Origin of the sequence: Saccharopolyspora halophila (assembly GCF_039531955.1) — a bacterium.
Lineage (GTDB): Bacteria > Actinomycetota > Actinomycetes > Mycobacteriales > Pseudonocardiaceae > Saccharopolyspora > Saccharopolyspora halophila.
Genome location: NZ_BAAARA010000018.1, coordinates 1 through 22806, shown reverse-complemented (window position 1 = coordinate 22806; position 22806 = coordinate 1). Strand labels below are relative to the sequence as shown.

General features: G+C 70.0%; 22 protein-coding genes, 1 pseudogene and 1 riboswitch. Of the genes and pseudogenes, 9 read left to right on the top strand and 14 right to left on the bottom strand.

Annotated elements, in window-relative coordinates; genetic code table 11:
• A partial coding sequence (locus ABD289_RS20200; RefSeq protein ID WP_344135158.1) for a hypothetical protein occupies positions 1 to 238 on the bottom strand: 238 nt, incomplete at its 3' end.
• Between the two features lie 365 nt (positions 239 to 603).
• On the opposite strand from ABD289_RS20200, the pseudogene zapE (ABD289_RS25390) reads away from it, so the two are divergent.
• Both zapE (ABD289_RS25390) and zapE (ABD289_RS20195) read left to right on the top strand, forming a co-directional pair.
• Positions 604 to 996, top strand: a pseudogene (zapE, locus tag ABD289_RS25390) (AFG1/ZapE family ATPase); the annotation flags it as partial.
• Between the two features lie 41 nt (positions 997 to 1037).
• Positions 1038 to 1448: an AFG1/ZapE family ATPase gene (gene zapE, locus ABD289_RS20195; RefSeq protein ID WP_344135161.1), complete on the top strand. Its 411-nt coding sequence runs from the start codon at positions 1038 to 1040 to the stop codon at positions 1446 to 1448.
• A 40-nt stretch (positions 1449 to 1488) separates the two neighbouring features.
• Here the strand turns inward: zapE (ABD289_RS20195) and ABD289_RS20190 are convergent, their stop codons facing one another.
• The 4 genes from ABD289_RS20190 to ABD289_RS20175 form a co-directional block, all read right to left on the bottom strand.
• Entirely contained in the window at positions 1489 to 2064 is a 576-nt protein-coding gene (locus ABD289_RS20190) for a Uma2 family endonuclease (RefSeq protein WP_344135155.1), read from the bottom strand.
• 76 nt (positions 2065 to 2140) lie between these two features.
• Entirely contained in the window at positions 2141 to 3997 is a 1857-nt protein-coding gene (lepA, locus tag ABD289_RS20185) for a translation elongation factor 4 (protein WP_344135152.1), read from the bottom strand.
• A gap of 245 nt (positions 3998 to 4242) precedes the next feature.
• A complete protein-coding gene (locus ABD289_RS20180; protein WP_344135149.1) occupies positions 4243 to 4626 on the bottom strand; it encodes a VOC family protein in 384 nt (127 codons plus the stop codon).
• Positions 4627 to 4685: 59 nt separating this feature from the next.
• Positions 4686 to 5399: a GntR family transcriptional regulator gene (locus ABD289_RS20175; protein ID WP_344135146.1), complete on the bottom strand. Its 714-nt coding sequence runs from the start codon at positions 5397 to 5399 to the stop codon at positions 4686 to 4688.
• Between the two features lie 84 nt (positions 5400 to 5483).
• Between ABD289_RS20175 and ABD289_RS20170 the strand changes: the two genes are divergently transcribed.
• Both ABD289_RS20170 and manD read left to right on the top strand, forming a co-directional pair.
• Positions 5484 to 6845 (top strand): MFS transporter, encoded by a 1362-nt coding sequence (locus tag ABD289_RS20170; RefSeq protein ID WP_344135142.1) that lies wholly within the window; start codon positions 5484 to 5486, stop codon positions 6843 to 6845.
• 13 nt (positions 6846 to 6858) lie between these two features.
• Positions 6859 to 8070, top strand: coding sequence for a D-mannonate dehydratase ManD (gene manD / locus ABD289_RS20165; RefSeq protein WP_344135139.1), 1212 nt, complete (start codon positions 6859 to 6861; stop codon positions 8068 to 8070).
• Between the two features lie 149 nt (positions 8071 to 8219).
• Here manD and rpsT read toward each other — a convergent pair whose 3' ends face one another.
• Positions 8220 to 8480: a 30S ribosomal protein S20 gene (gene rpsT / locus ABD289_RS20160; protein WP_344135136.1), complete on the bottom strand. Its 261-nt coding sequence runs from the start codon at positions 8478 to 8480 to the stop codon at positions 8220 to 8222.
• Between the two features lie 208 nt (positions 8481 to 8688).
• Here rpsT and ABD289_RS20155 point away from each other — a divergent pair, with 208 nt between their 5' ends.
• A complete protein-coding gene (locus ABD289_RS20155; protein WP_344135133.1) occupies positions 8689 to 9495 on the top strand; it encodes a TSUP family transporter in 807 nt (268 codons plus the stop codon).
• Between the two features lie 194 nt (positions 9496 to 9689).
• On the top strand, positions 9690 to 10553 hold the full coding sequence (locus ABD289_RS20150) for an EamA family transporter (protein ID WP_344135130.1): 864 nt from the start codon (positions 9690 to 9692) through the stop codon (positions 10551 to 10553).
• Positions 10554 to 10557: 4 nt separating this feature from the next.
• Here ABD289_RS20150 and holA read toward each other — a convergent pair whose 3' ends face one another.
• Positions 10558 to 11547 (bottom strand): DNA polymerase III subunit delta, encoded by a 990-nt coding sequence (holA, locus tag ABD289_RS20145; RefSeq protein WP_344135127.1) that lies wholly within the window; start codon positions 11545 to 11547, stop codon positions 10558 to 10560.
• 105 nt (positions 11548 to 11652) lie between these two features.
• Positions 11653 to 11789, top strand: a riboswitch (SAM riboswitch).
• A 12-nt stretch (positions 11790 to 11801) separates the two neighbouring features.
• Between holA and thrC the strand changes: the two genes are divergently transcribed.
• Complete coding sequence (gene thrC, locus ABD289_RS20140; RefSeq protein WP_344135124.1) at positions 11802 to 13058, top strand: threonine synthase; 1257 nt, start codon at positions 11802 to 11804, stop codon at positions 13056 to 13058.
• 62 nt (positions 13059 to 13120) lie between these two features.
• On the opposite strand, the gene ABD289_RS20135 is transcribed toward thrC, so the two are convergent.
• The 6 genes from ABD289_RS20135 to ABD289_RS20110 all read right to left on the bottom strand — a co-directional run bounded on the left by ABD289_RS20135 (position 13121) and on the right by ABD289_RS20110 (position 19246).
• Positions 13121 to 15469: a ComEC/Rec2 family competence protein gene (locus tag ABD289_RS20135; RefSeq protein ID WP_344135121.1), complete on the bottom strand. Its 2349-nt coding sequence runs from the start codon at positions 15467 to 15469 to the stop codon at positions 13121 to 13123.
• Entirely contained in the window at positions 15466 to 16275 is an 810-nt protein-coding gene (locus ABD289_RS20130; protein WP_344135118.1) for a ComEA family DNA-binding protein, read from the bottom strand. Before ABD289_RS20130 ends, ABD289_RS20135 begins: the two co-directional genes overlap by 4 nt.
• Before the next feature lie 123 nt (positions 16276 to 16398).
• Positions 16399 to 17259 carry a DegV family protein gene (locus tag ABD289_RS20125; protein WP_344135115.1) on the bottom strand — a complete coding sequence of 287 codons (861 nt, stop codon included), beginning with the start codon at positions 17257 to 17259 and terminating at the stop codon, positions 16399 to 16401.
• Between the two features lie 23 nt (positions 17260 to 17282).
• Positions 17283 to 17897 (bottom strand): histidine phosphatase family protein, encoded by a 615-nt coding sequence (locus ABD289_RS20120; RefSeq protein ID WP_344135112.1) that lies wholly within the window; start codon positions 17895 to 17897, stop codon positions 17283 to 17285.
• A complete protein-coding gene (gene rsfS, locus ABD289_RS20115; protein ID WP_344135109.1) occupies positions 17894 to 18280 on the bottom strand; it encodes a ribosome silencing factor in 387 nt (128 codons plus the stop codon). The genes ABD289_RS20120 and rsfS overlap by 4 nt, the downstream gene beginning before the upstream one ends.
• Before the next feature lie 231 nt (positions 18281 to 18511).
• Positions 18512 to 19246, bottom strand: coding sequence for a potassium channel family protein (locus tag ABD289_RS20110; protein ID WP_344135106.1), 735 nt, complete (start codon positions 19244 to 19246; stop codon positions 18512 to 18514).
• Positions 19247 to 19679: 433 nt separating this feature from the next.
• Between ABD289_RS20110 and ABD289_RS20105 the strand changes: the two genes are divergently transcribed.
• Together ABD289_RS20105 and ABD289_RS20100 are read left to right on the top strand one after the other, a co-directional pair.
• Complete coding sequence (locus ABD289_RS20105) at positions 19680 to 20420, top strand: IPT/TIG domain-containing protein (RefSeq protein WP_344135103.1); 741 nt, start codon at positions 19680 to 19682, stop codon at positions 20418 to 20420.
• 243 nt (positions 20421 to 20663) lie between these two features.
• Positions 20664 to 21668, top strand: a complete 1005-nt coding sequence (locus ABD289_RS20100) for an IPT/TIG domain-containing protein (RefSeq protein WP_344135100.1) — start codon at positions 20664 to 20666, stop codon at positions 21666 to 21668.
• A gap of 147 nt (positions 21669 to 21815) precedes the next feature.
• On the opposite strand, the gene ABD289_RS20095 is transcribed toward ABD289_RS20100, so the two are convergent.
• Positions 21816 to 22262 (bottom strand): Ig-like domain-containing protein, encoded by a 447-nt coding sequence (locus ABD289_RS20095; protein WP_344135097.1) that lies wholly within the window; start codon positions 22260 to 22262, stop codon positions 21816 to 21818.
• Positions 22263 to 22806 lie beyond the last annotated feature (544 nt).

Sequence of the window (22806 nt, the reverse complement as noted above, 5' to 3'; positions counted from 1 at the left end):
CCGCGGTCGGCATGTGGCACGGGCCGCCGAACGCGCTCGGCGCGCCATAACCCATGTCGTCGATGAGCACCACGACCACGTTCGGGGCGCCCTGCGGCGGACGTAGCGGCTGCCGCGGCTGGAAAGCCGGGCTCTGGTCGCGCGCGTCGAGCGCGGTCGCCGACTGCTGCTGCGGATCCGAGATCGGCAGCCGTTCGCGGGATGGGTCCACCAACAACCTCCAGGCAGCATCGAGCACGCCACCTTTGAGTGGCGCAGGCGATGAGAACGTCGAAAGCTCGGCAAAACCGAAGCATCGCAATGTCTTTGCGCACCCGGAGCCTAGCGGCCGCAGCACGCCCCACCAACCGCTCCGAGAGCGCGCAGCGCGTCGCGGGTCACAAAATCGGGTGGTTTTCCCAGGTCGCCGTCCGACCAGACCGAATCTCGATGCTTGCGATAGACGTTCTCTATTCCACCAGGACCCCGCGCAGGTAGGCCGCACGGCCGCGGCCAGTCGTTGCCCGCTGGCCGCGTTCCCCGCCTCGGGGAATCCAGCGAACCGGCGCCGATCACGCGGTCGAACACCAGCCCCTCGCACGGGCTCACCAGCCCGGCCGCGGCGTGTTCGGGCTCACCGGCCCCGAGGGAGCGGCACAGCTCGGCGGCCAGTTCGCGGGAGAACGCGGCGCGCACCGGCAGCTCGTGCTGCTCCGGGTCACCCGCGACCTCGGTGACCAGCGCGTAGCGCGGTCACCTCGCCGGGACGCCAGCGCGCGGTCGAGCAGCGCGGCGATCCGGCGAGCTGCCGATCGCACGTCGGGCGGGCCGGTCCGCCCGGCGCTGATCACCCGTCTGCTGCGCGATCTGATCGCGCGCCGGGTGACCCTGGTGACGACCTCGAACTACCGCCCGGTGGACCTGCTGCCCACCCCGATCCACCATCACCTGTTCGAGCCGGCCATCGAGCTGATCGAGCGCCAGCACCGCGTCCTCGAGCTCACCGGCGAGGACTTCCGGACGACGGGTGACACCGGGCAGCGGTTCGCGGCTGGCTCCTGGGGCGCGGTCGAGCTCCCGGCACGCGACTCGAGGAGCGCACGGCGCTGCACATCGACGACCGAGCCCTGCGAGCAGCGGTGCGCGAAGGGCTCGTGTGGTTCGACTGCCACGACCTGTGCGGCACCGCGATGTCCACCCGCGACGACCTCGCGCTGGCCGAGCGATTCGGCACCTGGGTGCTCGGCGGAGTCCCGGCGCTCGCCGACCGCGACGAGCAGGCACGGCGCCGCTTCCCCGACCTGGTCGCCGACCTCTGCGACCGCGACACCACCCCGCACGTCGCCGCCGAGCGCACCGTCGCCGAAACCCTAACCGATGACGGCGATTTCGCACGGACCGCCAGCCGCCTCGCGCAGCTGAAGGAGGTTGGGCATCCGCCCGCTCCCCCGGTTGGAACGTCCTGCTAGACCGAAGCCGCCAGCCGCACCCGCACGACGATCGTTCTCACTATCGCCTCCGGCGGCCGAGCAGTTCGCTCGGGACCACGCGGACCGGGAACGGTTTCGTCGCTTCGAAGGCCTCGGGCCCGACGGCCTTCGAAGCCAGATTCCGGTAGGCGCCATCGCCGGCCAGGTCGAACGCGGTCAGCCGCGGCTCGACCGGATCGACCACCCAGTAGTTCGACACACCGAGCCGTTCATAGGCGGCCTTCTTCGAGTTTACGTCGTGGAGCTTGGTGCTCGGCGACAGGACCTCGACCGCCAGCACGGGCGGAGCGGGCAGGTTCGCGTCGGTCAGGTCCTCGTCGCGCGCGACGAGGAGGTCCGGCTGGAGCTCGGTGGTGACCGACGCGCGCACGGCGAACGGAGCGGGCAGCACCTCGAGTTCGTCGGGACGTTCCGCGTCCAGCAGCGCACCCAACCGCAGCACCACCTTCTGGTGCGCGGTGCCCGGAGCCGGAGTCGCGAGGAGCACCCCGTCGAGGAGCTCGTACCGGTTGCCGTCCGCCGGCATCGCCGCCAGGTCGTGCACCGTGAACGGGCGACCTCGGACGATGCCGTGCGGACCGGTCCTCTCCCCCATGACGGTGCCCTCCTTGCTGGTCGACGGAAAGTCGACCAGCCGGCACCGACGATCCGTTACCGGACGCCACCGCGCGTTACTTCTTGCCCTTGGGCTTCTCTTCCTTGGCGGCGTCGCCGTCGGTGGACAGCGCTGCGACGAAGGCCTCCTGCGGGACCTCGACCCGCCCGATGGTCTTCATCTTCTTCTTGCCTTCCTTCTGCTTCTCCAGCAGCTTGCGCTTCCGGCTGATGTCACCGCCGTAGCACTTGGCCAGCACGTCCTTGCGGATCGCGCGGATGGTCTCGCGCGCGATGATGCGCGAGCCGATGGCCGCCTGGACCGGCACCTCGAACTGCTGCCGCGGGATGAGCTCGCGCAGCTTGGTGGCCATCTTGGTGCCGTAGGCATAGGCACCGTCGCGGTGCACGATCGCGCTGAAGGCGTCGACCGCCTCGCCCTGCAGCAGGATGTCGACCTTGACCAGGTTCGACACCTGCGTGCCCGACTCCTCGTAGTCCATCGAGGCGTAGCCGCGGGTGCGGGACTTGAGCTGGTCGAAGAAGTCGAAGACGATCTCGCCCAGCGGCATCGTGTAGCGCAGCTCGACGCGGTCCTCGGACAGGTAGTCCATGCCGCCGAGCTGACCGCGCCTGCCCTGGCACAGCTCCATGATCGCGCCGACGAACTCCGACGGGGCGATCACGGTGCACTTGGCGATCGGCTCCGAGACCTCCTTGATCTTGCCCTCGGGCCAGTCTGAGGGGTTGGTCACCACCAGCTGGGTGCCGTCCTCCAGCTCCACCTCGTAGACCACGTTCGGCGCGGTGGAGATCAGGTTCAGGTTGAACTCGCGCTCCAGCCGGGCCCGGGTGATCTCCAGGTGCAGCAGGCCCAGGAAGCCGCAGCGGAACCCGAATCCCAGCGCGCCGGAGGTCTCCGGCTCGTAGGTCAGCGCGGCGTCGTTGAGCTGCAGCTTGTCCAGCGCCTCGCGCAGCAGCGGGTAGTCGCTGCCGTCGACCGGGTAGAGCCCGGAGTAGACCATCGGCTTGGGCTCGCGGTAGCCGGGCAACGGCTCCTGGGCGCCCTTCTTCTCGGCGGTGACGGTGTCACCGACCTTGGACTGGCGGACGTCCTTCACCCCGGTGATCAGGTAGCCGACCTCGCCGACGCCGAGCCCGTCGGAGGGCTTGGGCTCCGGCGAGATGATGCCGACCTCGAGCAGCTCGTGGGTGGCGTTGGTGGCCATCATCCTGATCCGCTGCCGCGGGGTGATCTTGCCGTCGACCACGCGGATGTAGGTGACCACGCCGCGGTAGGTGTCGTAGACCGAGTCGAAGATCATCGCGCGCGCGGGCGCATCGGCGTCGCCCTCCGGCGCGGGCACCTCGTTGACCACGGCGTCGAGCACCTTGCCCACGCCGTCGCCGGTCTTGGCCGACACGCGCAGCACGTCGTCGGGCTCGCAGCCGATGAGGTGGGCGAGCTCGTTGGCGTACTTGTCCGGCTCGGCGGCGGGCAGGTCGATCTTGTTGAGCACCGGGATGATCTGCAGGTCGTGCTCCATGGCGAGGTAGAGGTTCGCCAGGGTCTGCGCCTCGATGCCCTGCGCGGCGTCGATCAGCAGGATCGCACCCTCGCAAGCGGCCAGCGAACGGCTGACCTCGTAGGTGAAGTCGACGTGCCCGGGAGTGTCGATCATGTGCAGGACGTGGTCCTCGCCGTCGACGGTCCACGGCAGGCGGACGTTCTGCGCCTTGATCGTGATGCCGCGCTCGCGCTCGATGTCCATCCGGTCCAGGTACTGGGCCCGGTAGGCGCGTTCCTCCAGCACACCGGTGAGCTGCAGCATGCGGTCGGCCAGCGTCGACTTGCCGTGGTCGATGTGCGCGATGATGCAGAAGTTCCGGATCCGCTCCGGCTGCGTGAACGTGGTGTCGGCGAAACTGCTCACTCAGTGTTCCCTCGTGGCTGTGGGCGGCGTCCATGTTGCGGTCGGCGGCGCCCGGCACCGTTCGGCGATGCGGGCGTTCCCCCATGGTCCCACGCCACCCGCAGTACCTGGAGCCCAACTCCCGGTCGCCGGACTCGCGACCGGCCCCCGAGCCGCTCCGGCCGGTGCCGCCGCGAGCCGAACACCACCTCACCGACGCGCGTCGCCGGAGGTCCCCGGCCTCGTGCGGCGAGGACGCCGCGGTACTACCGGTCGCCTCGGGTGTCGCGGCGGATCGGGTGGTCGGCGGGCACCTCGACCAGGACGATCCGCACGCCGTCGGGATCGGCGATCCAGGCCTCGTCGAGACCCCAGGGCTTGCGCTCGGGAGCCGCCAGTACGGTCACGCCCCGCGCGCTGAGCTCGTCGAACTCCGCGCGGAGGTCGCGGACCTGCAACCACAGCACCTGGTCCGGCCCCGCCCCGTGCTCGCCCTCCCCGGAGACCTCGAGGAATCCCTGCCCGAGGAAGAACACCGTGCCACCCGGGAACTCCCGCGAGACCGCCAGTTCCAGCACGTCGCGGTAGAACGCCACGGTCCGCTCGCGATCTCCGGGCCGCAGGATCATCCGGCTGTTGAGGACCTCCATGCCACCCGTTCTACCCGGCCCGAGGATCGGCGGCAGGTCCGGCCGGAAGCCCGTCCCGCTCAGCCGAGGACGGTGATGCTCTTGCGGATGGGGCGTTCGTCCTCGCCGTCGACGAACAGATCCGGCGACTCGGCGCGGACTCGTTCGATGTCGTCGAAGACCGCGCGGAGGTGCTTGCGCAGCGCCCGAACGGTGGCTTCGAGGTCCTGGGCGAGCAGCGCGTCGACGATGTCGCTGTGCTGGTCGATGAGCGCGGCGACGGGACTGACCGTGCGCAGGCCCAATCGGCGCGCGCGGTCCAGGTGGGCCTTGGCCTGCTCGACCGTGCGCCAGGCGTTCCCGTGCCCGCCCGTGGCCAGCAGCCGCTGGTGGAAGGCCTCGTCGAGCTCGAAGAAGCGCTCGGCGTCGTCGACCGCCGCGCGCTGCTGCTCCAGCAGTTCGCGCAGCTCGCGGACGTCCTGATCGGTGCGGTGCTCGACGGCGTCGGTGAGCGAGGCGACCTCGACGGCCTCCCGGACGAACTGCGCGTCGGCGATGCGCTGCGGGTCCACCCGGGCGACGAACGAGCCCATCTTCGGGAACACCCGCACGAGGTCCTCGTCGGCGAGCAGCAGCAGGCTCTCCCGCACCGGAGTTCGGGAGACGTCGAGTTCTCCGGCCAGCTCGTTCTCGGACAGCGGATGGCCGGGCGGCAGCTGGAGGGTGATGATGCGATGCCTGAGCTCGCGGTGCACCTGCACCCGAGCAGAAGGTTTGCGTGCGCTCGCTGCCATGGATCCACTTTATCGGCCGGTCTTGACTCGCTGGTTCGGAACGCTTGTATGGTAGCGCTGGTATTCAAACCTGGAGGAGGGTCAATGCCGACGGACCTCGACGCCCGGGCAGCCGGCCCGGAGCAGACGCCGAGCGGGACGAGATCGCTGGGCCGCACCGTTGCCGCCTCGGTCATCGGCACCATCGCCGAGTACTACGACTTCTTCATCTACGGCACCGCCTCCGCGCTGGTGTTCAACAAGGTCTTCTTCCCAGAGATCGACCCGATGGTCGGTACCCTCGCGGCGTTCTCCACCTACGCGGTCGGATTCTTCGCCCGCCCGCTCGGCGGGCTGGTGTGGGGTCACGTCGGCGACCGGCTCGGCCGCAAGAAGACGCTGGTCTACACGCTGCTGCTGACCGGGCTGGGCACCTTCGTGGTCGGCCTGATGCCCACCTACGACCAGATCGGGATCTGGGCTGCGGTGGTGCTGGTGCTGGTCCGGCTGATCCAGGGCTTCGGCGTCGGCGGCGAGCAGGGCGGCGCGCTGCTGCTGACCGCCGAGGCCGCTCCTCCCGAGAAACGCGGGTTCTACGCCAGCTTCGTGCAGATGGGCTCGCCCGCCGCGTACCTGATCCCCACCGCGCTGTTCGCGGTGCTGGAGGCGCAGCTCTCCGAGCAGGCGTTCCTGGCCTGGGGATGGCGGATTCCGTTCCTGCTCAGCTTCATCGTGGTCGTCGTCGGCCTCTACATCCGGCTGCGCGTGCCGGAATCCGAGACCTTCCAGGCCGTCAAGGACCAACAGCGCCCGCAGCAGGCCCCGCTGAAGACGCTGCTGCGCGATCAGCGCCGCGAGGTCGTCGGCGGCTTGCTCGCGAAGTTCGTCGAGGCCGCGGTGTTCCCGCTCTACACGATCTTCCTGGTCTCCTACGCCGAGCAGCACGGAGTCGACGGCGGCATCGTGCTGGACGCGGTGATCATCGCCATCGTCGCCGAACTGATCATGCTTCCGCTGTGGGGCAGGCTCACCGACCGCATCGGCCGGCGCACCACGTTCATCGGTGCCGCCGTGCTCAACCTGGTGCTGGTGGTGCCGGCGTTCCTGGCCATCGAGACCGGCAACGTCGTGGTGATCACCGCGCTGATGATCGCCGGCCTGGCGCTGGGCCACGCGGGCACCTACGCGCCGCAGGCCTCCTACTTCCCCGAGCTGTTCCCGTCGGCCGCGCGCTACAGCGGCGTGTCGGTGGTCTGGCAGTTCGGCGCGATGATCGCCAGCGGCCCGTTCACCGTCGTGGCCTCGGCCCTGCTCGTGCTGGCCGGCGGCGGATTCGTCTGGGTCGCGGTCTACGTGGCCGTGCTCATCGCGCTGAGCCTGCTGGGACTGCGAATGCTGCCGGAAACCGCACCGAACCGCCGTGGCGGCGAGGAGTACGCCGACTGGCCCCGCCACGAATCCCACTGAGAGTGAGGGCTCATTGTCCAAGATCGTCGACGCGAAGGTCATCGTCACCGGCCCCGGGCGCAACTACGTCACGCTCAAGCTCACCACCGCCGACGGCGTGGTGGGCTGGGGCGACGCCACGCTCAACGGCCGGGAGCTCGCTGTCGCGTCCTACCTCCGCGACCACGTCTGCCCGCTGCTGCTCGGCCGCGATGCCAACCGCATCGAGGACACCTGGCAGTACCTGTACAAGGGCGCCTACTGGCGACGCGGGCCGGTGACGATGACCTCGATCGCCGCGGTGGACATCGCGCTGTGGGACATCCTGGGCAAGGTCGCCGGACTGCCGGTCTACCAGCTGCTCGGCGGGGCTGCGCGGGACGGGGTGCTCGCCTACTGCCACGCCACCGGCGAGGACATCCCGGCCCTGCTCGACGACGTGGCCGCGCACCTCGACGAGGGCTACCTGGCGGTGCGGGCGCAAGCCTCGGTTCCCGGGGTGGACAAGGCCTACGGGGTACCGCCCAAGGGCCAGTTCTACGAACCGGCTTCCTCTGCGGTGCCGGAGGAGAGCCGCTGGGACACCGAGTCGTACCTGCGGCACGCCCCGGAGGTGCTCGGCGCGGTGCGGGAGCGGTTCGGGTTCGGCTTCCACCTGCTGCACGACGTGCACCACCGGCTGACCCCGATCGAGGCGGGACGGCTGGGCCGCGACCTGGAACCGCACCGGATGTTCTGGATGGAGGACCCGACGCCGGCCGAGGACCAGAGCGCGTTCCGGCGCATCCGGGAGCACACCACGACCCCGATCGCGGTCGGCGAGGTGTTCAACTCGATCTGGGACTGCCAGCAGCTGATCACCGAGCGGCTGATCGACTACATCCGCGCCTCGGTCTCGCACGCGGGCGGGATCACGCACCTGCGCCGGATCTTCTCGCTGGCCGAGCTCTACGGCGTGCGCACCGGTTCGCACGGCGCCGGGGACCTCTCCCCGGTGTCGCTGGCGGCCGCCCTGCACGTGGACCTGGCGGTGCCGAACCTGGGCATCCAGGAGTACATGGGCCACACCCCGGAGACCGCCGAGGTCTTCCGCCCGAGCTACAGCCTCGACTCGGGCTACCTCCACCCGGGCGAAGCCCCGGGCCTCGGCGTCGAGGTCGACGAGGAAGCGGCGGCCAAGTTCCCCTACAACCCCCGCTACCTCCCGGTGAACCGCCGCCGAGACGGCGCGATCCACGACTGGTGACCAGCTGACTGACAGTTTTGCCTAAAACTGTGCACCTCCGGAGCCCGAAATGTCCGGACAGTTATAGGCAAAACTGTCACCGGCCCTGGAACGCGAAAAGGGCCCTTCCCCAGTTGACTTGGGGAAGGGCCCTCTTTGGCGCTGTGGCGTCAGAGCTTGTTGACGCGCGCGGCCATCGCCGACTTCTTGTTGGCGGCCTGGTTCTTGTGGATCACGCCCTTGCTGGCGGCCTTGTCCAGCTCGCGCGCGGCGGCCTGCTGCTGCTCCACGGCCTTGTCCTTGTCGCCGGCGGCAGCGGCCTCGCGGAACTTGCGGATGGAGGTCTTCAGCGCGGACTTCGCGGTCTTGTTGCGCTGCCGCGCGGCCTCGTTGGTCAGGATCCGCTTCGCCTTGGACTTGATGTTGGCCACTGCCTGCACCTTTCGTCGGTCTCGTGTTCGCGTCGCGCTGTCATCGGCCCGATCCCGAAGGACCGGTTTTCCTCCACGGCGGAACGCCGCACGACGCGAAGGTCCATGCTAGCAATCCTCACCTGCGGCTTTGCCGACCGGCCTCGGCGGGCGAGCATGGTCACAAGACAGGGGTCCAGACCTCTCCGGGGACATAACCTCGCCCCTCGTGCTCACTGCCCTGGAATGGCCCGGATTCGCCGATCTCACCCTCGCCGGACTGCTCTTCCTGTGCGCGGCGGCGTTCCTGGCCGGGGCCGTGGACGCCATCGTCGGCGGCGGCGGGCTGATCCAGCTGCCCGCGATGATGATGCTGATGCCCGGCGGCGAGGCGATCTACTCGCTGGCCACCAACAAGGTCTCCTCCATCGCGGGCACGGCGGCGGCCGCCCGCACCTACGCACGACGCACACCGATGGACTGGCGCTCGGCGCTGTCCATGGCCGTGGTCGCGCTGCTGGGGTCGCTCGGCGGCGCGGCGCTGGCCGACGCGCTGCCGCCGTCGGTGCTCAACGTCGTGGTGCTGGTGGCCCTGATCGCCGTCGGCATCTACACCTGGCGCAAGCCGGGCATGGGCTCGTCCCACGAACCCCGGTTCGGGCACCGCGCGCAGCTGCTCGTACTCCTGCTCGGCGGGGCCAGCATCGGCTTCTGGGACGGCATCGCCGGTCCCGGAACCGGATCGTTCCTGGTCTTCTGGCTGGTCAGCCTGGTCGGATTCGCCTTCGTCACGGCCTCGGCCACGGCGAAGGTGGTCAACGTGGCCACCAACATCGGCGCGCTGATCTTCTTCATCCCGGCGGGCAAGGTGCTGTGGGGCCTGGGACTGGTCATGGCGGTGTGCAACGTGGCTGGCAGCGTCAGCGGCGCGGTGCTCGCCACCAGGCGCGGCTCGGGCTTCGTCCGCCGGATGTTCCTGACCGTGATCACCGGTCTGGTGCTCAGCCTCGGCTGGAAGCTTGCCGTCGGCGCCTGAGCGGACGTACGTTCGCCAGGTCTGTGCCTAGGGTTCCGCTCCCGCTCCGGTTCCGCACCCGACAACGAGGAGCGCGGAGGCCCGGTCCGAGCGGCACCAGCCACTCCCGGAGGAGCGGGGTGGCACACCTGACGGGACAAAAGCCCTGAGGGGACCCGCTGCCGCGCGCCCGCGCGGCCGGAAGAGGGTCCCGAATGGGCATCACCGCCGCAGTCCTCGTCGTGCTGGCCGCGTTCGCGCACGCGGGCTGGAACTTCTTCGCCAAGCGCGCCGGTTCGTCCGGCGCCGGTTTCGTGTGGCTGACCGCGACCTGCTCGACCGTGCTGTACCTGCCGGTGGCCGCGGGCGCGGTGCTCACCACCGGAATCCCACCGGTGCGCACCTGGGCGACGGCGGTGCTGGTCAGCGCGGCGATCCACCTCGGGTACTTCCTGCTGCTGCAGCGCGGGTACGCCCTCGGCGACATGTCCGTGGTGTACCCGCTGGCCCGCGGAACCGGGCCGATGCTGGCGGTGATCGTCGCGGTGCTGGTGCTGGGCGAACGCCCCGGATGGATCGGGATCTGCGGCGCCCTGCTCGTGGTGATCGGCGTCTTCGCGATCGGGCTCTCCGACGGAGTGCCGCGCGGCGGGGCGAACCTCGCCGGTATCGGTTTCGGGCTGCTCACCGGTGCGCTGATTGCCACCTACACGCTCTGGGACGCCCACGCGGTCACCGGCCTGGCGCTATCGCCGCTGCTGTTCGACTGGGCGAACAACCTCACCCGCAGCGCCCTCCTGTCCCCCTACGCCGCGACGCGCCGCGCAGCGCTGGCCGAGACGTGGCGGCGGCACCGGCGGGAGATCCTGGCCGTGGGCCTGCTGTCGCCGCTGTCCTACGTCCTCGTGCTGTTCGCGATGCGGCTGGCTCCGGTCACCCTGGTGGCCCCGGGGCGTGAGCTCAGCATCGTCATCGCCGGGCTGCTCGCCTGGCGCCTGCTCGGCGAACCCCAGCCGGTCCGCCGCCTGAGCGGGGCCGCGGTGGTCCTCTGCGGCGTGGTGCTGCTCGGCGTGGCCTGAGCGGTCAGGGGCGTTGGTTGCGGAGCTGCACCAGCGTCAGGACCGTTCGCTCCAGGGCGTAGTCGGCATCCGCGGCCATGCCCTTCACGCCCGCGTTGACCTCGGCGGTGACCCGCAGCGCTTCGGCGATCGTGTTGGGGGTCCAGCCCCGGGACTGCGCCTGGGCCTTCTTGATCTTCCAGGCGGGCATGCCCAGATCACCGGCCAGCCGGAACGGGTCGTTGCGGGCACCCGCGGCGGCGACCCGGCCGATGGTGCGGACCGCGTCGGCGAGGGCGTCGGCGATCAGGACGTGCGGCACACCGAGCTGGATGGCCCAGCGCAGCGCTTCCAGCGCGCCCGCGCGGTCGCCGACGACGGCCTTCTCGGCCACCACGAAGCCGGTGACCTCCGCGCGGCCCCGGTGGTAGCGGCGGACCACTTCGTCGGTGACCTTGCCGCCGCCGGTGTCGGCGACCAGCTGGGAGGCGGCCGAGGCGAGTTCGCGCAGATCCGAGCCGACCGTTTCGATCAGAGCGGAGACACCGCCGGAGTCGCTCTTGCCGCCCGCGCGCTTGATCTCGTCGCGGACGAACGCCTCGCGCTCGGCGGGCTTGGTAATCTTCTTGCACTCGGTGACCCGAGCACCGGCCTTCTTCAGCGCGTTGGGTAGCTCCTTGGCGTGCTTGGCCCGGCCACCACCGTTGTGCAGCACCACCAGGGTCATGCCGTCGGCGGGTTGCTTGGCGTAGTCCAGGATCGCCTCGGCGATCTCCTTGCCCGCGTCCTGCGCCGACTCGATGGCGACCACGCGCCCCTCGGCGAACAGCGACGGGCTGAGCAGTTCGACCAGCTCCGGAGGGGTGAGTTCACTCACCTTCACCCTGCGCAGCTCGGTCTCCGGGTCGGCCGCGCGAGCGGCGCTCACCGCGGACCACATCGCGCGCTCAACCAGGAGCTCTTCGTCTCCGAGAACCAAGTGCAACGGGTCGGCGACCACGGCCGGGGAGCTCATATCCGGCATCGTGCCACGCGCTCCCGACAGTTCCGTCATCTGGATCGCACTGGCCAGGATCGTGGGAAGTCCACTAGCGTGCTTGTCAGCTGTTTAAAATGGAATAGCTCATCCAGAGGGGCAGAGGGAACGGCCCGTTGAAGCCCCGGCAACCGTCCGTCCGATGGTCCGTGATGTCCATTCGCGAGGTCTCGGTCGAAAGCGGTGCCAATTCCGACCCGTGCCCGCGGGATAGATGAGGAAAGGACCTCGCGATGACCGCTGCTGCCCAGACCGCCAAGAAGCTCGACCTCGGCAACGCCGTCGAACTGGTGTCGAAGGAAGAAGGGCACCGGCAGCCCCTGGCTCCCGAATTCGTGTCCCTCGAGGACTTCTCGCCGCTCGAGGTCGCCTACGACTTCGGCAAGATCAGCCGCGCGGAGATCGAGGCCGGCCCGCGTTCCATCTGGCGCTACAAGCAGTTGCTCCCGGTGCCGAGCAACGTCGACCGGATCGCCAACACCGAGCCCGGCTGTACGCGCTTGCTCGAGGCCGACAACCTCGCCAAGGCGCTCGGCGTCAAGAAGATCTGGATCAAGGACGACACCGGCAACCCGACGCACTCCTTCAAGGACCGCGTCGTCGCAGTCGCGCTGGCCGCCGCCCGCGAGTTCGGCTTCAAGGTCCTGGCCTGCCCGTCCACCGGCAACCTGGCCAATGCGGTGGCCGCCGCCGCTGCCCGGGCCGGCTGGGACTCGGTGGTGCTGGTCCCCAAGAGCCTGGAGCGCGCCAAGATCCTGATGAGCGCGGTCTACGACGGTTCCCTGCTGGCCGTCGACGGCAACTACGACGACGTGAACCGGCTGGCCACCGAGCTCGCCGGTGATCACGAGGACTGGGCGTTCGTCAACGTCAACGTCCGCCCCTACTACTCCGAGGGTTCCAAGACCCTGGCCTACGAGGTCGCCGAGCAGCTGGGCTGGCGGATCCCCGAGCAGATCGTGGTTCCGATCGCCTCCGGTTCGCAGCTGACCAAGGTCTACAAGGGCTTCAACGAGCTCGGCCAGGTCGGCCTGGTGGAGCCGAGCCCGGTCAAGATCTTCGGCGCGCAGGCCAGCGGCTGCTCGCCGGTGGCCACCGCGTTCAAGGAGAACAACGACGTGGTGCAGCCGGTCAAGCCGGACACCATCGCCCGCTCGCTGGCCATCGGCGCGCCCGCCGACGGCCCCTACGTGCTCGACGTGGTGCGCAAGACCGGTGGCGCCATCGAGGACGTCACCGACGAGGAGGTCCGCGAGGGCATCAAGCTGCTCGCGCGCACCGAGGGCATCTTCGCCGAGACCGCGGGCGGCGTGACCGTGGCCAACGCCAAGAAGCTCATCGAGGCCGGCCAGATCGACCCGGACGCCGAGACCGTCCTGCTGATCACCGGCGACGGCCTCAAGACCCTGGACGCGGTGCAGGACTCCATCGGGCCGAAGGCCACGGTCGAGCCCACCACCGACTCGGTCAACCAGGCGCTGGGTCTCTGAGCCCCGGCCGCTGAACTCGACGCGGGTGGTCGTCCGATGCGGACGGCCACCCGTTTTCGCGCTCAATCCACGGCGCGGATCGGATCGCCGCGCGTGCGCAGCTCCGGACCCCGCTCGCCTGGCAGGATCGCGATGTCTCCTTCCCGATCGGTGCGCAGCACACGAGCGCCCGCACGGGCGAGCCCGTCGGTGATCACCGGGCTCGGGTGCCCGTAATCGTTGCCCGCGCCGACGCTGATCAACGCCACCCGCGGCCGCACGCGCCGCAAGAACCGCGGCGCCGTGTAGCGGGAGCCGTGGTGCGGGACCTTGAGCACCTCGGCCCGCAACTCCGCGTCACCGGAGAGCAGCTCGGCCTGCCCCTGCAATTCGATGTCGCCGGTGAGCAACACGCGCCCCACCGGAGTCCTCGCACGCAGGACCACCGACGCGTCGTTGGCGTCCTCGGCCGTCTGCTTGTCGGCCGATCCGGGGTCCGGGGCCAGCACGGCGAGCGACAGGCTCGGCCCGGCCGCCAGTCGCTGCCCGGAGTGCATCGTCCGGATCGGCGTGCCGTGCTGGCGGGCCGCCTCGACCACCTCCTCGAAGGCCCAGCGCGGTTCGCGCAGCGGTCCGATCGCCACCGCGCCGACCGGAATCTCGGAGAGCACACCGGCCAGGCCGTTGACGTGGTCGGCGTGCAAGTGGCTCAGCACGATCAGCGAGATCCGCCGGATACCCAACCGCCGCAGGCATTTCGCGGCTCGTCGCGGGTCCGGTCCGGTGTCCACCACGACCGCCTCGCCCTTCCTTCCGGTCGACAGCACCAGGCCGTCGCCCTGCCCCACATCGCAGGCCACCGCGCTCCAGCCCGTCGGCGGCCACCCCGGCAGCACCGTGCGCACCGGCACCACGACCAACGCGGCGAGCAGCACCGCGACCGCCGCGAGCAATCGAATCCGCCTGCCGCGCAACACGATCAGACCGATGACCACCAGCACGGCCAGCAGCGCTCCCCCACCGGTCCCAGCGGGCCAGTCGAACGCCGCACCCGGGACGGAGGCGGCCTTCTCGGCGATGAGCAGCACCCACTCCAGCTCGGGCCCGGCCAGCGCGCACAGCGCTCCAGCTGGCCAGCTCGCGACCGGCGCGACGACCGTGGCCAGCGCGCCGAACACCGTGGCCGGAGCGATCACTGGTGTCACCAGGAGGTTCGCCGGGATGGCCACGAGGCTGATCTCGCCCGCGATCGCGGCGATCAGCGGCGCGGTGACCAGGTGCGCGGCCACCGGAACAGCGATGGCCTCGGCCAATCCGCTCGGCACGCCCCGATCACGCAACACCGCCGCCCACGCCGGTGCCAGCAGCACCAGCCCGGCGGTGGCCGCCACGGAGAGCGCGAACCCGGCGCTGGTGGCCAGTTCCGGCAGGACCAGCAGCAGCACGAGCACGCTCGCCGACAGCACCGGCAGCGCCGACCGCCGCCTGCCCAGCACCAGCGCGAGCAAGGTGATCGCGCCCATCACCGCCGCCCGCAGCACGCTGGGCTCCGGACCGGCCAGCCCGACGAACCCGAGCAGCGCCAAACCGGCCCCGATCGCCGACGGGAGCGGGCCGGCGCCGAGCAACCGCAGCAGCACCAGCACCGCCCCGCACACGATCGCCAAGTTCGCACCCGAGACCGCGGTGAGGTGCGAGAGCCCCGCGGTTTCGAAGTCCTGCCGGACTTCGGGCGGCAGCCCGCTGGTGTCCCCGACGACCAGCCCCGGCAACAACCCGGCCGCCTCGCTGCCGAGGCGCGCGGCGGCGACCTCGCGCAGTCCCGCCCGCATCTCGGCGGTCAGGCGTTGCCACTCCGGCGCCGGCTCGACCTCGGCGGGAGGCCGGTACACCGGCAGCATCGCGACGGTGAGCTCACCCGCCCGCGGTGGCACGGCCTGGGCCGTGACGGTGACCCGCTGCCCGGCGATGAGGTCCCGCCAGGACTCGGTCGGCACCAGCAGCACCACCGAGCCACCCGCCCGGACCAGAGCGCCGCCGAGTTCGGCCGAGAGCAGCTCGGCCCGCACCAGCGCTCGATCCTCCGCTCGACTCGCCCCGAACGACGTGCCGTGCAGCGGCCGCGGCGCCATCGTCAGCTCGACCCGCGCGGTCACCGACTCACCGCGTTCGGCAGCCAGCCGCAACGGGTTTCGCTCTGCGGTGTGCGACCGGACCGCGATACCGCTCGCGGCGACCCCGGCCAGCAGCAGCACCACCAGCACCGCCCGCGCCCCCGCCCGGGAACGCACCCGCGACAGCGGGAGCACCGCGAAGCAGGCGAGCGCGGCCACCACGGCCGCGGGCAACCAGCCCGCCCACAGCCCGAGCAGGGTCACCGCCCAGACCGCCAGCGCCGCGGGTGCGAGTCGCAGGTCCAGCCGGGCGGTCACACCCGGACCAGCTCGCGCAGGCGGGACAGGCGCACCTCACCGATACCCCCGACCTGGCCCAGCTGGTCCACCGAGTCGAACCCGCCGTGCTCGGCGCGCCACTTCAGGATCCGCTCGGCGGTCACCTCCCCCACGCCCGGCAGCTCGTCCAGCTGCTCCTCGGTCGCGCTGTTGAGATCGACCTTCCCGGAACCGCTCTGCTGCGCGGCCGATTCGGGCTGGCGCACCCGCGGCGGTATCGGCACCGCGACGTAGAGCTGCTCGCCGTCGGTGAGCCGGCGCGCCAGGTTGAGCGTGGTCAGGTCCGTGCCCGGCAACGCGCCACCGGCCGCCTCCACGGCCTCGGCGACCCGGGCACCTTCGGCGACCGTGACCAGACCGGGGCGTTGCACCTGCCCGACGACGCTGACCACCAGCTCCGCCGGAGCGCTCGTGCTGGTCGTCGTCTCCACCGGTGGTGGCGGCAGCGGTGGCGGCGCTTCCTCGGCCGTCGGCCGGGCGCTCGTGGCGAGCGCGAGGACACCGATCAGCACCACGACGGTCACCAGCGCGATCGCGAGCAGCCCGGCACGGCCCGGGTCCACTCTGGACCGCAGCAGGGATTCGGGCAGCCAGCGCTCCGCGAAGCGCCGCAGCGGGGATCGTCGCGCGGTGTCCGGTGGCGGGTCCACCGAGTAATCCCGGGAAACCCGTTCGCGCGGCTCCTCCCGACCGGCTCGCCGGTGCAGCGCCTGCAACCGCTGCTGCGGTCCGAGAGCGTCGCGAAGACCGTCGTCACGGGTGCTGAAGACCTTGCCGTCCAACATGGCGACGACCGTAGCGCCGTCGAAACTCGTTGCCCAGCAAGAAATTTCGTGTATCAGACGGCCGCGACCTCAAGATCGCGTTGATTCGGCCCGATGGTGTGGAATCAGTCCACCGAAGGGTTTTCAGGCGCGAAAACGCCACCCGTTCGGGAGAACCACGACGCCGACCGCGCCGGGCCCGATGTGCGCTCCGATGACCGCGCCGACCTCGGAGACCACGCACTGCGCGGAGTCCCCCAGCTCGGCGGTGAACTTCGCCGCGAGCTCGTCGGCGTGCTCGGCGGCGGCCAGGTGGTGCACCGCGATCGCGGCCGACCCGGATCCCGCCGCGTCCAGCGAGATGTCGCGCAGCCGGGCCATCGCGCGCGTGGTGGTGCGCACCTTCTCCAGCGCCTCGATCCGGCCGTCGTGCACGTGCAGCAGCGGTTTGATCGCCAACGCCGTGCCCAGCACCGCGGCGGCGGTACCGATGCGGCCGCCGCGCCGCAGGTATTCCAACGTCGGCACCGAGAACACCGTGGTGGTGCGCGCGGCGGTCACCGCGGCGGCCCGCTCCACCTCGTCGAGACCGGCACCGGAGGCGGCGGCATCGGCGGCGGCCAGCACCGAGAAGCCCAGCCCCATCGCCGCCGAGCGGGAGTCGACCACCCGGACCCGGTCCGGATCGGTCTCCCTGGCGGCCAGCCGGGCGGCGTCCCAGGTGCCCGAGAGCTGCCGCGACAGGTGCACTGCGACCACACCGTCGGCACCGTCGTCGAGGGCCCGCCGGTAGGCGCGAGCCAGTTCGCGAGAGGTCGCGCTGGCGGTGGTGACCCGCTGCTTGCGCTCCAGGGACTCGGCCAGCTCGGCGGGCGAGAACGCGGTCTCGTCGACCGGCGCACCGCCGTCCACGCTGACGTGCAACGGCACGATGCGCACGCCGTAGCGGTCCGCGTATCCGGACGGCAGGTATGCCGTGGAATCGGTCACGACTGCAATGGGCACGGCGCAACCCTACGACGTCGGTTCTACTCGCCGACCCCGGCGTTGTGCGCCATCAGGCGCCAGCGGTGGTCTCCCCCGCCGCGGCGCTTGAGCACCACCCAGTGGCAGTTGCGGATGCCGCCGAGGATCGGCCAGGACTCCACCGGCAGGGCCAGCAGTTTCGCGGTCAGCGCGGTGATCAGCCCGCCGTGGGCGACCAGCAGCGCGGTGCCCCGGTGGCCGTGGTCCAGCTCGGTCACGACCTCGACGGCGCGGGAGGCGACCTCGACCCGCGACTCGCCACCGGGCGGAGCCCAGGTCGGGTCGGCTCGCCAGGTGCTCAGCGCTCCGGGCCAGCCGTGCTCGACCTCGGCCCCGCTGAGCCCCTGCCACTCGCCCACGTGGGTCTCGCGCAACCGTTTGTCCAGCGCCACTCCGGCCCCGCTGACCTCGGCGTAGACCTGGGCGGTGGTGCGGGCCCGGTTGAGGTCGGAGCTGACCGCCACCGAGGGCTCGAAGGCGTCGATCGACGGCGCGGCCAGCCGGGCCTGCCGCAGTCCGTTGTCGGTCAGCGAGCTGTCCAGGTGCCCCTGGATCCGCCCGGCGAGGTTGTAGTCGGTCTCGCCGTGCCGCCAGAGCACGAGCTGCTCCAGGCTCACGCCTCGTCGCCCTCGTCCGGGGTCCCCGCGTCGACGAACTCGATGCGCGGGCAGTCCTTCCACAGCTTCTCCAGCTGGTAGAAGGAGCGCTCCTCGTCGTGCTGGACGTGGACCACGACGTCGACGAAGTCCAGCAGGACCCAGCGGCCCTCCCGGGCACCCTCCCGCCGGACCGGCTTGGTGCCCGCGGCGCGCATCTTCTCCTCGACCGCTTCCACGATGGACTCGACCTGCCGCTCGTTGGGCGCCGAGGCGATCATGAAGCAGTCGGTGATCACCAGCTGCTCGGAGACATCCATCAGCACCACGTCGGTGGCCTTCTTGTCCGCCGCCGCCTGTGCGGCGACCAGGGCCAGCTGGCGGGCGTTCTCGGTGGCTGCCACTACATCTCCCTTTCGGCCGGACCCTCACGTCCGTTCCGGATACCCAGGATAAGCCGCACGCGCGCCCCCATCGGCGCGCCGGCTTCGCGAACAAGTCCGTTGTGCCCGAGCGTACGGGCCGGTGTCCCGCGCCGTCGGAGCGGGACACCCAGAGCACAGCCCCGCTGCGACCCGGCGAACCATCGAGAGCGCTCCTGCTCACCGCACGGAATCGGACGGGTCGCGACCTGGTCACCGATCTCGAGCGCCAGCGCCGGGGCGGAACGCCGACACCAGGCGCGCGACTAGCGTGACCAGGAAGATCTGCCCGGCCAGAGCCTCGAGGACGGCCAGCGAACGGCCTGCTTGGGTCGCAGCCGTGAAATCCCCGTACCCCAGGGTGGTCAGCGTCGTGAAGCTGAAGTACTGCAGCACGCCGGCACTCGCCCGCTTGCCGCCGGCGAAGAACGGGGTCGGATCGAGGTTCACGATGGCCCCGTAGATCGCGGCGAACATGAAACCGATCAGGAAGTATGCGCTCAACGCACCGAAGATGGTGTTGACGGTGACCACCTCGTGGGTGAGCACACGCCGGACGATGACGAACACCGTCACCAGCAATACGGCGCTCATCCAAGCGTTCAGCACCCCGGCGCCGAGCGCGTCCGCCCCGGCCAGCAGCAGGATCGCGACCGCGACGGTCCCGGTGATCATGACGACAGCGATCCAACGCGCGGTCGAGCGGTGCACGTGCGACGTGCGCACCGCGAGCAGCAACGTCACGACGAACACCACGAGACGGCACGCATCACCGAGCTCGTCTGCCGGGAACATTCCCAGCACGTAGTTGAACAGCAGCAGGCCCAGCACGAGCGCGTAGCGGTCCTGCCTGCGCACCGCGGAACCGCCGCGACGGAAGCCGAGCAGCGCCTCGAACGACCGGCGACGCGGTGAACCGGCGCTGGACGAACCGGCGAATCCAGGCATCACCACTCCCGCCACGTGAGCCCCGGACGCACCCCTTTCACGTCCGCTCCCCGAGCACACAACCGAACACCCCCGCTCCCCGCAAGCGGGCGCACCTGCGAGTGCCGGCGGCAGGACGGTTGACCTGAGCTCGAGCAGTGGCGATGGGCTCTCCGTAACTGCTCGAGGGTTCCTTCGGCCATGCGTGGTCAAGCGGTCTGGGCGCTTGGACCAACGCCTGACGGTCAGTCGTCAGTGGTACGGCCACCGGGATGAAAAAGTTACTATTAGTGTCGATCTGGTTACAAAAAGCGACATACCTACTAGCCTTGGTCACTGTCCGCATTGGTCAACCTCCGACTAAGCGCATTGCGATTACTCAGGGCAACAGCGCGATGGGGGGCGGGGTGTTCTGCGGGCATGTCCCTGACACACACGACTGGAACGAGGACGTATGCCAATCTCTCCGAACCAAGGCTCCGCCGCCGGGGGAACCGAAGTGACGATCACCGGAACGGGCCTGGCCAACACCAGTGCCGTGCGCTTCGGCGCGAACTTAGCGACGATCACCGGCAACACTCCGACCCAGGTCGACGTGGTATCGCCGGCCGGTCACGGCGCGGCCGACGTCAGCGTGACCACGGCGGGCGGCACCAGCAACGCGGTGCCGTTCTACTACATCGAAACCGCCACTAAGAGCAGCGTCAGCCCCACATCGGGGGCTACCGCTGGAGGCAACACGGTTACGCTCACCGGGTCGAACCTCAACACCGCCAGCGCGATCACGTTCGGCGCCAACGCGGGTACGATCATCAGCTCAAACGCCGGGGTGGTCACTGCGACGGTCCCGGCAGGTGCGGCGGGAACAGTGCCGATCACCGTCACCACCGCAGCGGGCACGACCAATGGTCTCTCCTACACCTACGTGGCCGCGCCGACCGTGACCGCGATCGACCCGACCGAGGGGTCCACGGCGGGTGGCACTCCGGTCACCATCGACGGCGCCGGGCTGACATCGACCAGCCAGGTCACCTTCGCCGGAGTGGCGGCGAGCTTCACCGTCGTGTCGGACACGCAGCTCACGGCGGTCACTCCGGCCGGTGCTGCCGGAACTGCCGACGTGACGGTCACGACGACCGGTGGCAGCGACACCCTGATCGCGGGCTTCACCTACGTCGCAGGGCCCGGGATCTAACCCGCAAGGTCGGCCGGGGCTTCCGCTGAGTCGGCGGTCCCGGCCCACCGCCACGCAGGGCGTCCAGCGGCTCGCAGGCGCCGAATTCAGGCGCCTGCGGCGCCGCGCCCGGCACTTCGCCGAGCCTCGACCACGTTGGCTTCGTGCACGAAGGACACCATGACCAAACATCCTCAGCCAGACGGCCCGTCATCGGAGAACGCGGATGTCCGCGCCGATTCAGGGGCGCTCGCCGTTCCAGCGGTGACCTCCATCAGCCCGACCTCGGGGCCAACCGCAGGCGGAACGACCGTCACCGTCAACGGATCGGCGTTCCTCGGTGCCAGCTCGGTCACCTTCGGCGGCACCTCCGCTCCGTTCTCCGTCAACTCCAACGCCCGGATCACCGCGACCGCGCCACCCCGTCCTGCGGGCCCGGCCCGAGTAGTGGTCGTCACGCCGGGCGGCACGAGCACCAATCCGGTGTTCTTCAACTACCAGGCCCCGCCTACCCCCACCGTGACCGGCGTCAGTCCGGCGAACGCGCAGACCTCTGGTGGCACGGTCGTCACGATCACGGGCTCCGATCTTTCCGGTGCCACTGCGGTCACCTTCGGCGGAACTCCCGCCGTCTCCTACACCGTCAGCTCCAACACCCAGATCACCGCCACCGCACCGCCCCGAGCCGCAGGGCCCGCACCCGTCGTCGTCACCACACCGGGCGGCACCAGCAACGAGACCGTCGTCGTCTTCTTCGTGAGCGCCCCGGTCCTGCTCAACCTTTCGCCGACCAGGGGCCCGGTCGCCGGTGGCACGGTCGTCACGATCACGGGCTCCGATCTTTCCGGTGCCACTGCGGTCACCTTCGGCGGAACTCCCGCCGTCTCCTACACCGTCACCTCCAACACCCAGATCACCGCCACCGCACCGCCCCGAGCCGCAGGGCCCGCACCCGTCGTCGTCACCACACCGGGCGGCACCAGCAACGCGGTGTCCTTCGCCTACATCGCCGTCCCGGTGATCACCGCGGTCACGCCCGACCAGGGACCCGCCACCGGCGGGAACAACGTGACGATCACGGGCTCGAACCTGACCTTCACCAGCACGGTCACCTTCGACGGCACGCCGGCTGCGTTCACGGTCTTGTCGGATGCCCTCATCGCTGCGACGGTCCCACCGGGTACGAGAGCCGCCCAGGTATCCGTCACCTCTCCGGGAGGCACGAGCGCGCAACTGACCTACACCTACGTCGACGCGCCCCAGATCTGACCCGTGAACAGGTTCATCGCACGGCGCGCCACCGTCATCGGCCCCGACTCCACGATGGAGCCGGGGCCGATGACCGGCATCATTTCGCGATCCGCCACCAGCCTCGCGAACTTCGCCGGTGATGGCCTGGCGTTCGCACCGCGAGCCTCAGGCTGCCTCCCGCCCGTTGGCGTTGTTGCTGAAGACGTTGATGTTGATCAAGCCGCACCCGCACGGCTCCGGCGCCGGCGCCGGCGGCGTCGGTTCGGCCGAAACGTCTACGGTCGTGGTGGTGTTCGACGCGCCGCAGTTTTCGTCGCCGTTGTAGGAAGCGGTGATGGTGTGCGGACCCTCGGTGGCGAAAGACGTTGTGAGACTTGCCTGACCGTTGGCATCGACCGGGACGGTGTCCAGCAGCTCTGAGCCGTCGAAGAAGGTCACGCCGAGCCCGCCCGGTGCGAAACCCGGGCAGCTGACCGTCGCGGTCAGCACGACCTGTTGCCCCACGGTCGCCGTGGTGGGCGATGCCTGCAACGTCGTCGTTGTCGGTTCGAAGGGCTGAGCCGAAGCCTGCGCGGAAAACATGACCAATCCGATAAGCGCGATGAACAGCACCGCGATCCGGCGGAAGCTCGAGCTGTGCGTAAAGTCCACTGCGTTTCTCCTTATAGATGAACCGTCATTTCGAGTGCGGAGTTGACCCCGGCAGAAAGAATTATCTCGACGCGCCCCTTTAAGCAAACCGGTAAACATTTCACTTAGCCGTACGCATGATGCACATCCCGCAGGGGCTCCCTCCGGGAAACGCGCCGACATCGTGCCGGGCACGCGATCGCCGAACGGCGCGAACAGACCGCCCGCTTACAAGGCCAAAAGCTCGGCGGATGGTCGACCAACAACCTTCGACGCGGAAATCCACAAGCAGCCGCAACACCATGGAGCGAAGTTTCAAACGCGTGAAACTGTGGCGAGGAGCGGTCACGTGCTACGCCGAGCAAGTTTGCCCTTTTCTCGGCGGCGTCCTGCTCGCAGGCACAATCCTGATCTGCCGCTCCGTTTCCCCGAGCTAGGAAACACACCCTGGCGGGGCCAGGTCGTACCGGATTTGTACCGGCGCGACCTGGCCCCGTTCGCGTTGGAGCGTTTCCGCTGCTAGGGG

Excerpts from the sequence above, each read along its gene's own strand:
- ABD289_RS20180 (WP_344135149.1), bottom strand. The coding sequence starts at position 4,626 with ATGGAGGTCCTCAACAGCCGGATGATCCTGCGGCCCGGAGATCGCGAG.
- ABD289_RS20130 (WP_344135118.1), bottom strand. The coding sequence starts at position 16,275 with ATGTTGGACGGCAAGGTCTTCAGCACCCGTGACGACGGTCTTCGCGAC.
- holA (WP_344135127.1), bottom strand. The coding sequence starts at position 11,547 with ATGAGCTCCCCGGCCGTGGTCGCCGACCCGTTGCACTTGGTTCTCGGA.
- ABD289_RS20150 (WP_344135130.1), top strand. The coding sequence starts at position 9,690 with ATGGGCATCACCGCCGCAGTCCTCGTCGTGCTGGCCGCGTTCGCGCAC.
- thrC (WP_344135124.1), top strand. The coding sequence starts at position 11,802 with ATGACCGCTGCTGCCCAGACCGCCAAGAAGCTCGACCTCGGCAACGCC.
- ABD289_RS20190 (WP_344135155.1), bottom strand. The coding sequence starts at position 2,064 with ATGGGGGAGAGGACCGGTCCGCACGGCATCGTCCGAGGTCGCCCGTTC.
- ABD289_RS20170 (WP_344135142.1), top strand. The coding sequence starts at position 5,484 with ATGCCGACGGACCTCGACGCCCGGGCAGCCGGCCCGGAGCAGACGCCG.
- ABD289_RS20175 (WP_344135146.1), bottom strand. The coding sequence starts at position 5,399 with ATGGCAGCGAGCGCACGCAAACCTTCTGCTCGGGTGCAGGTGCACCGC.
- ABD289_RS20110 (WP_344135106.1), bottom strand. The coding sequence starts at position 19,246 with ATGCCTGGATTCGCCGGTTCGTCCAGCGCCGGTTCACCGCGTCGCCGG.
- ABD289_RS20105 (WP_344135103.1), top strand. The coding sequence starts at position 19,680 with ATGCCAATCTCTCCGAACCAAGGCTCCGCCGCCGGGGGAACCGAAGTG.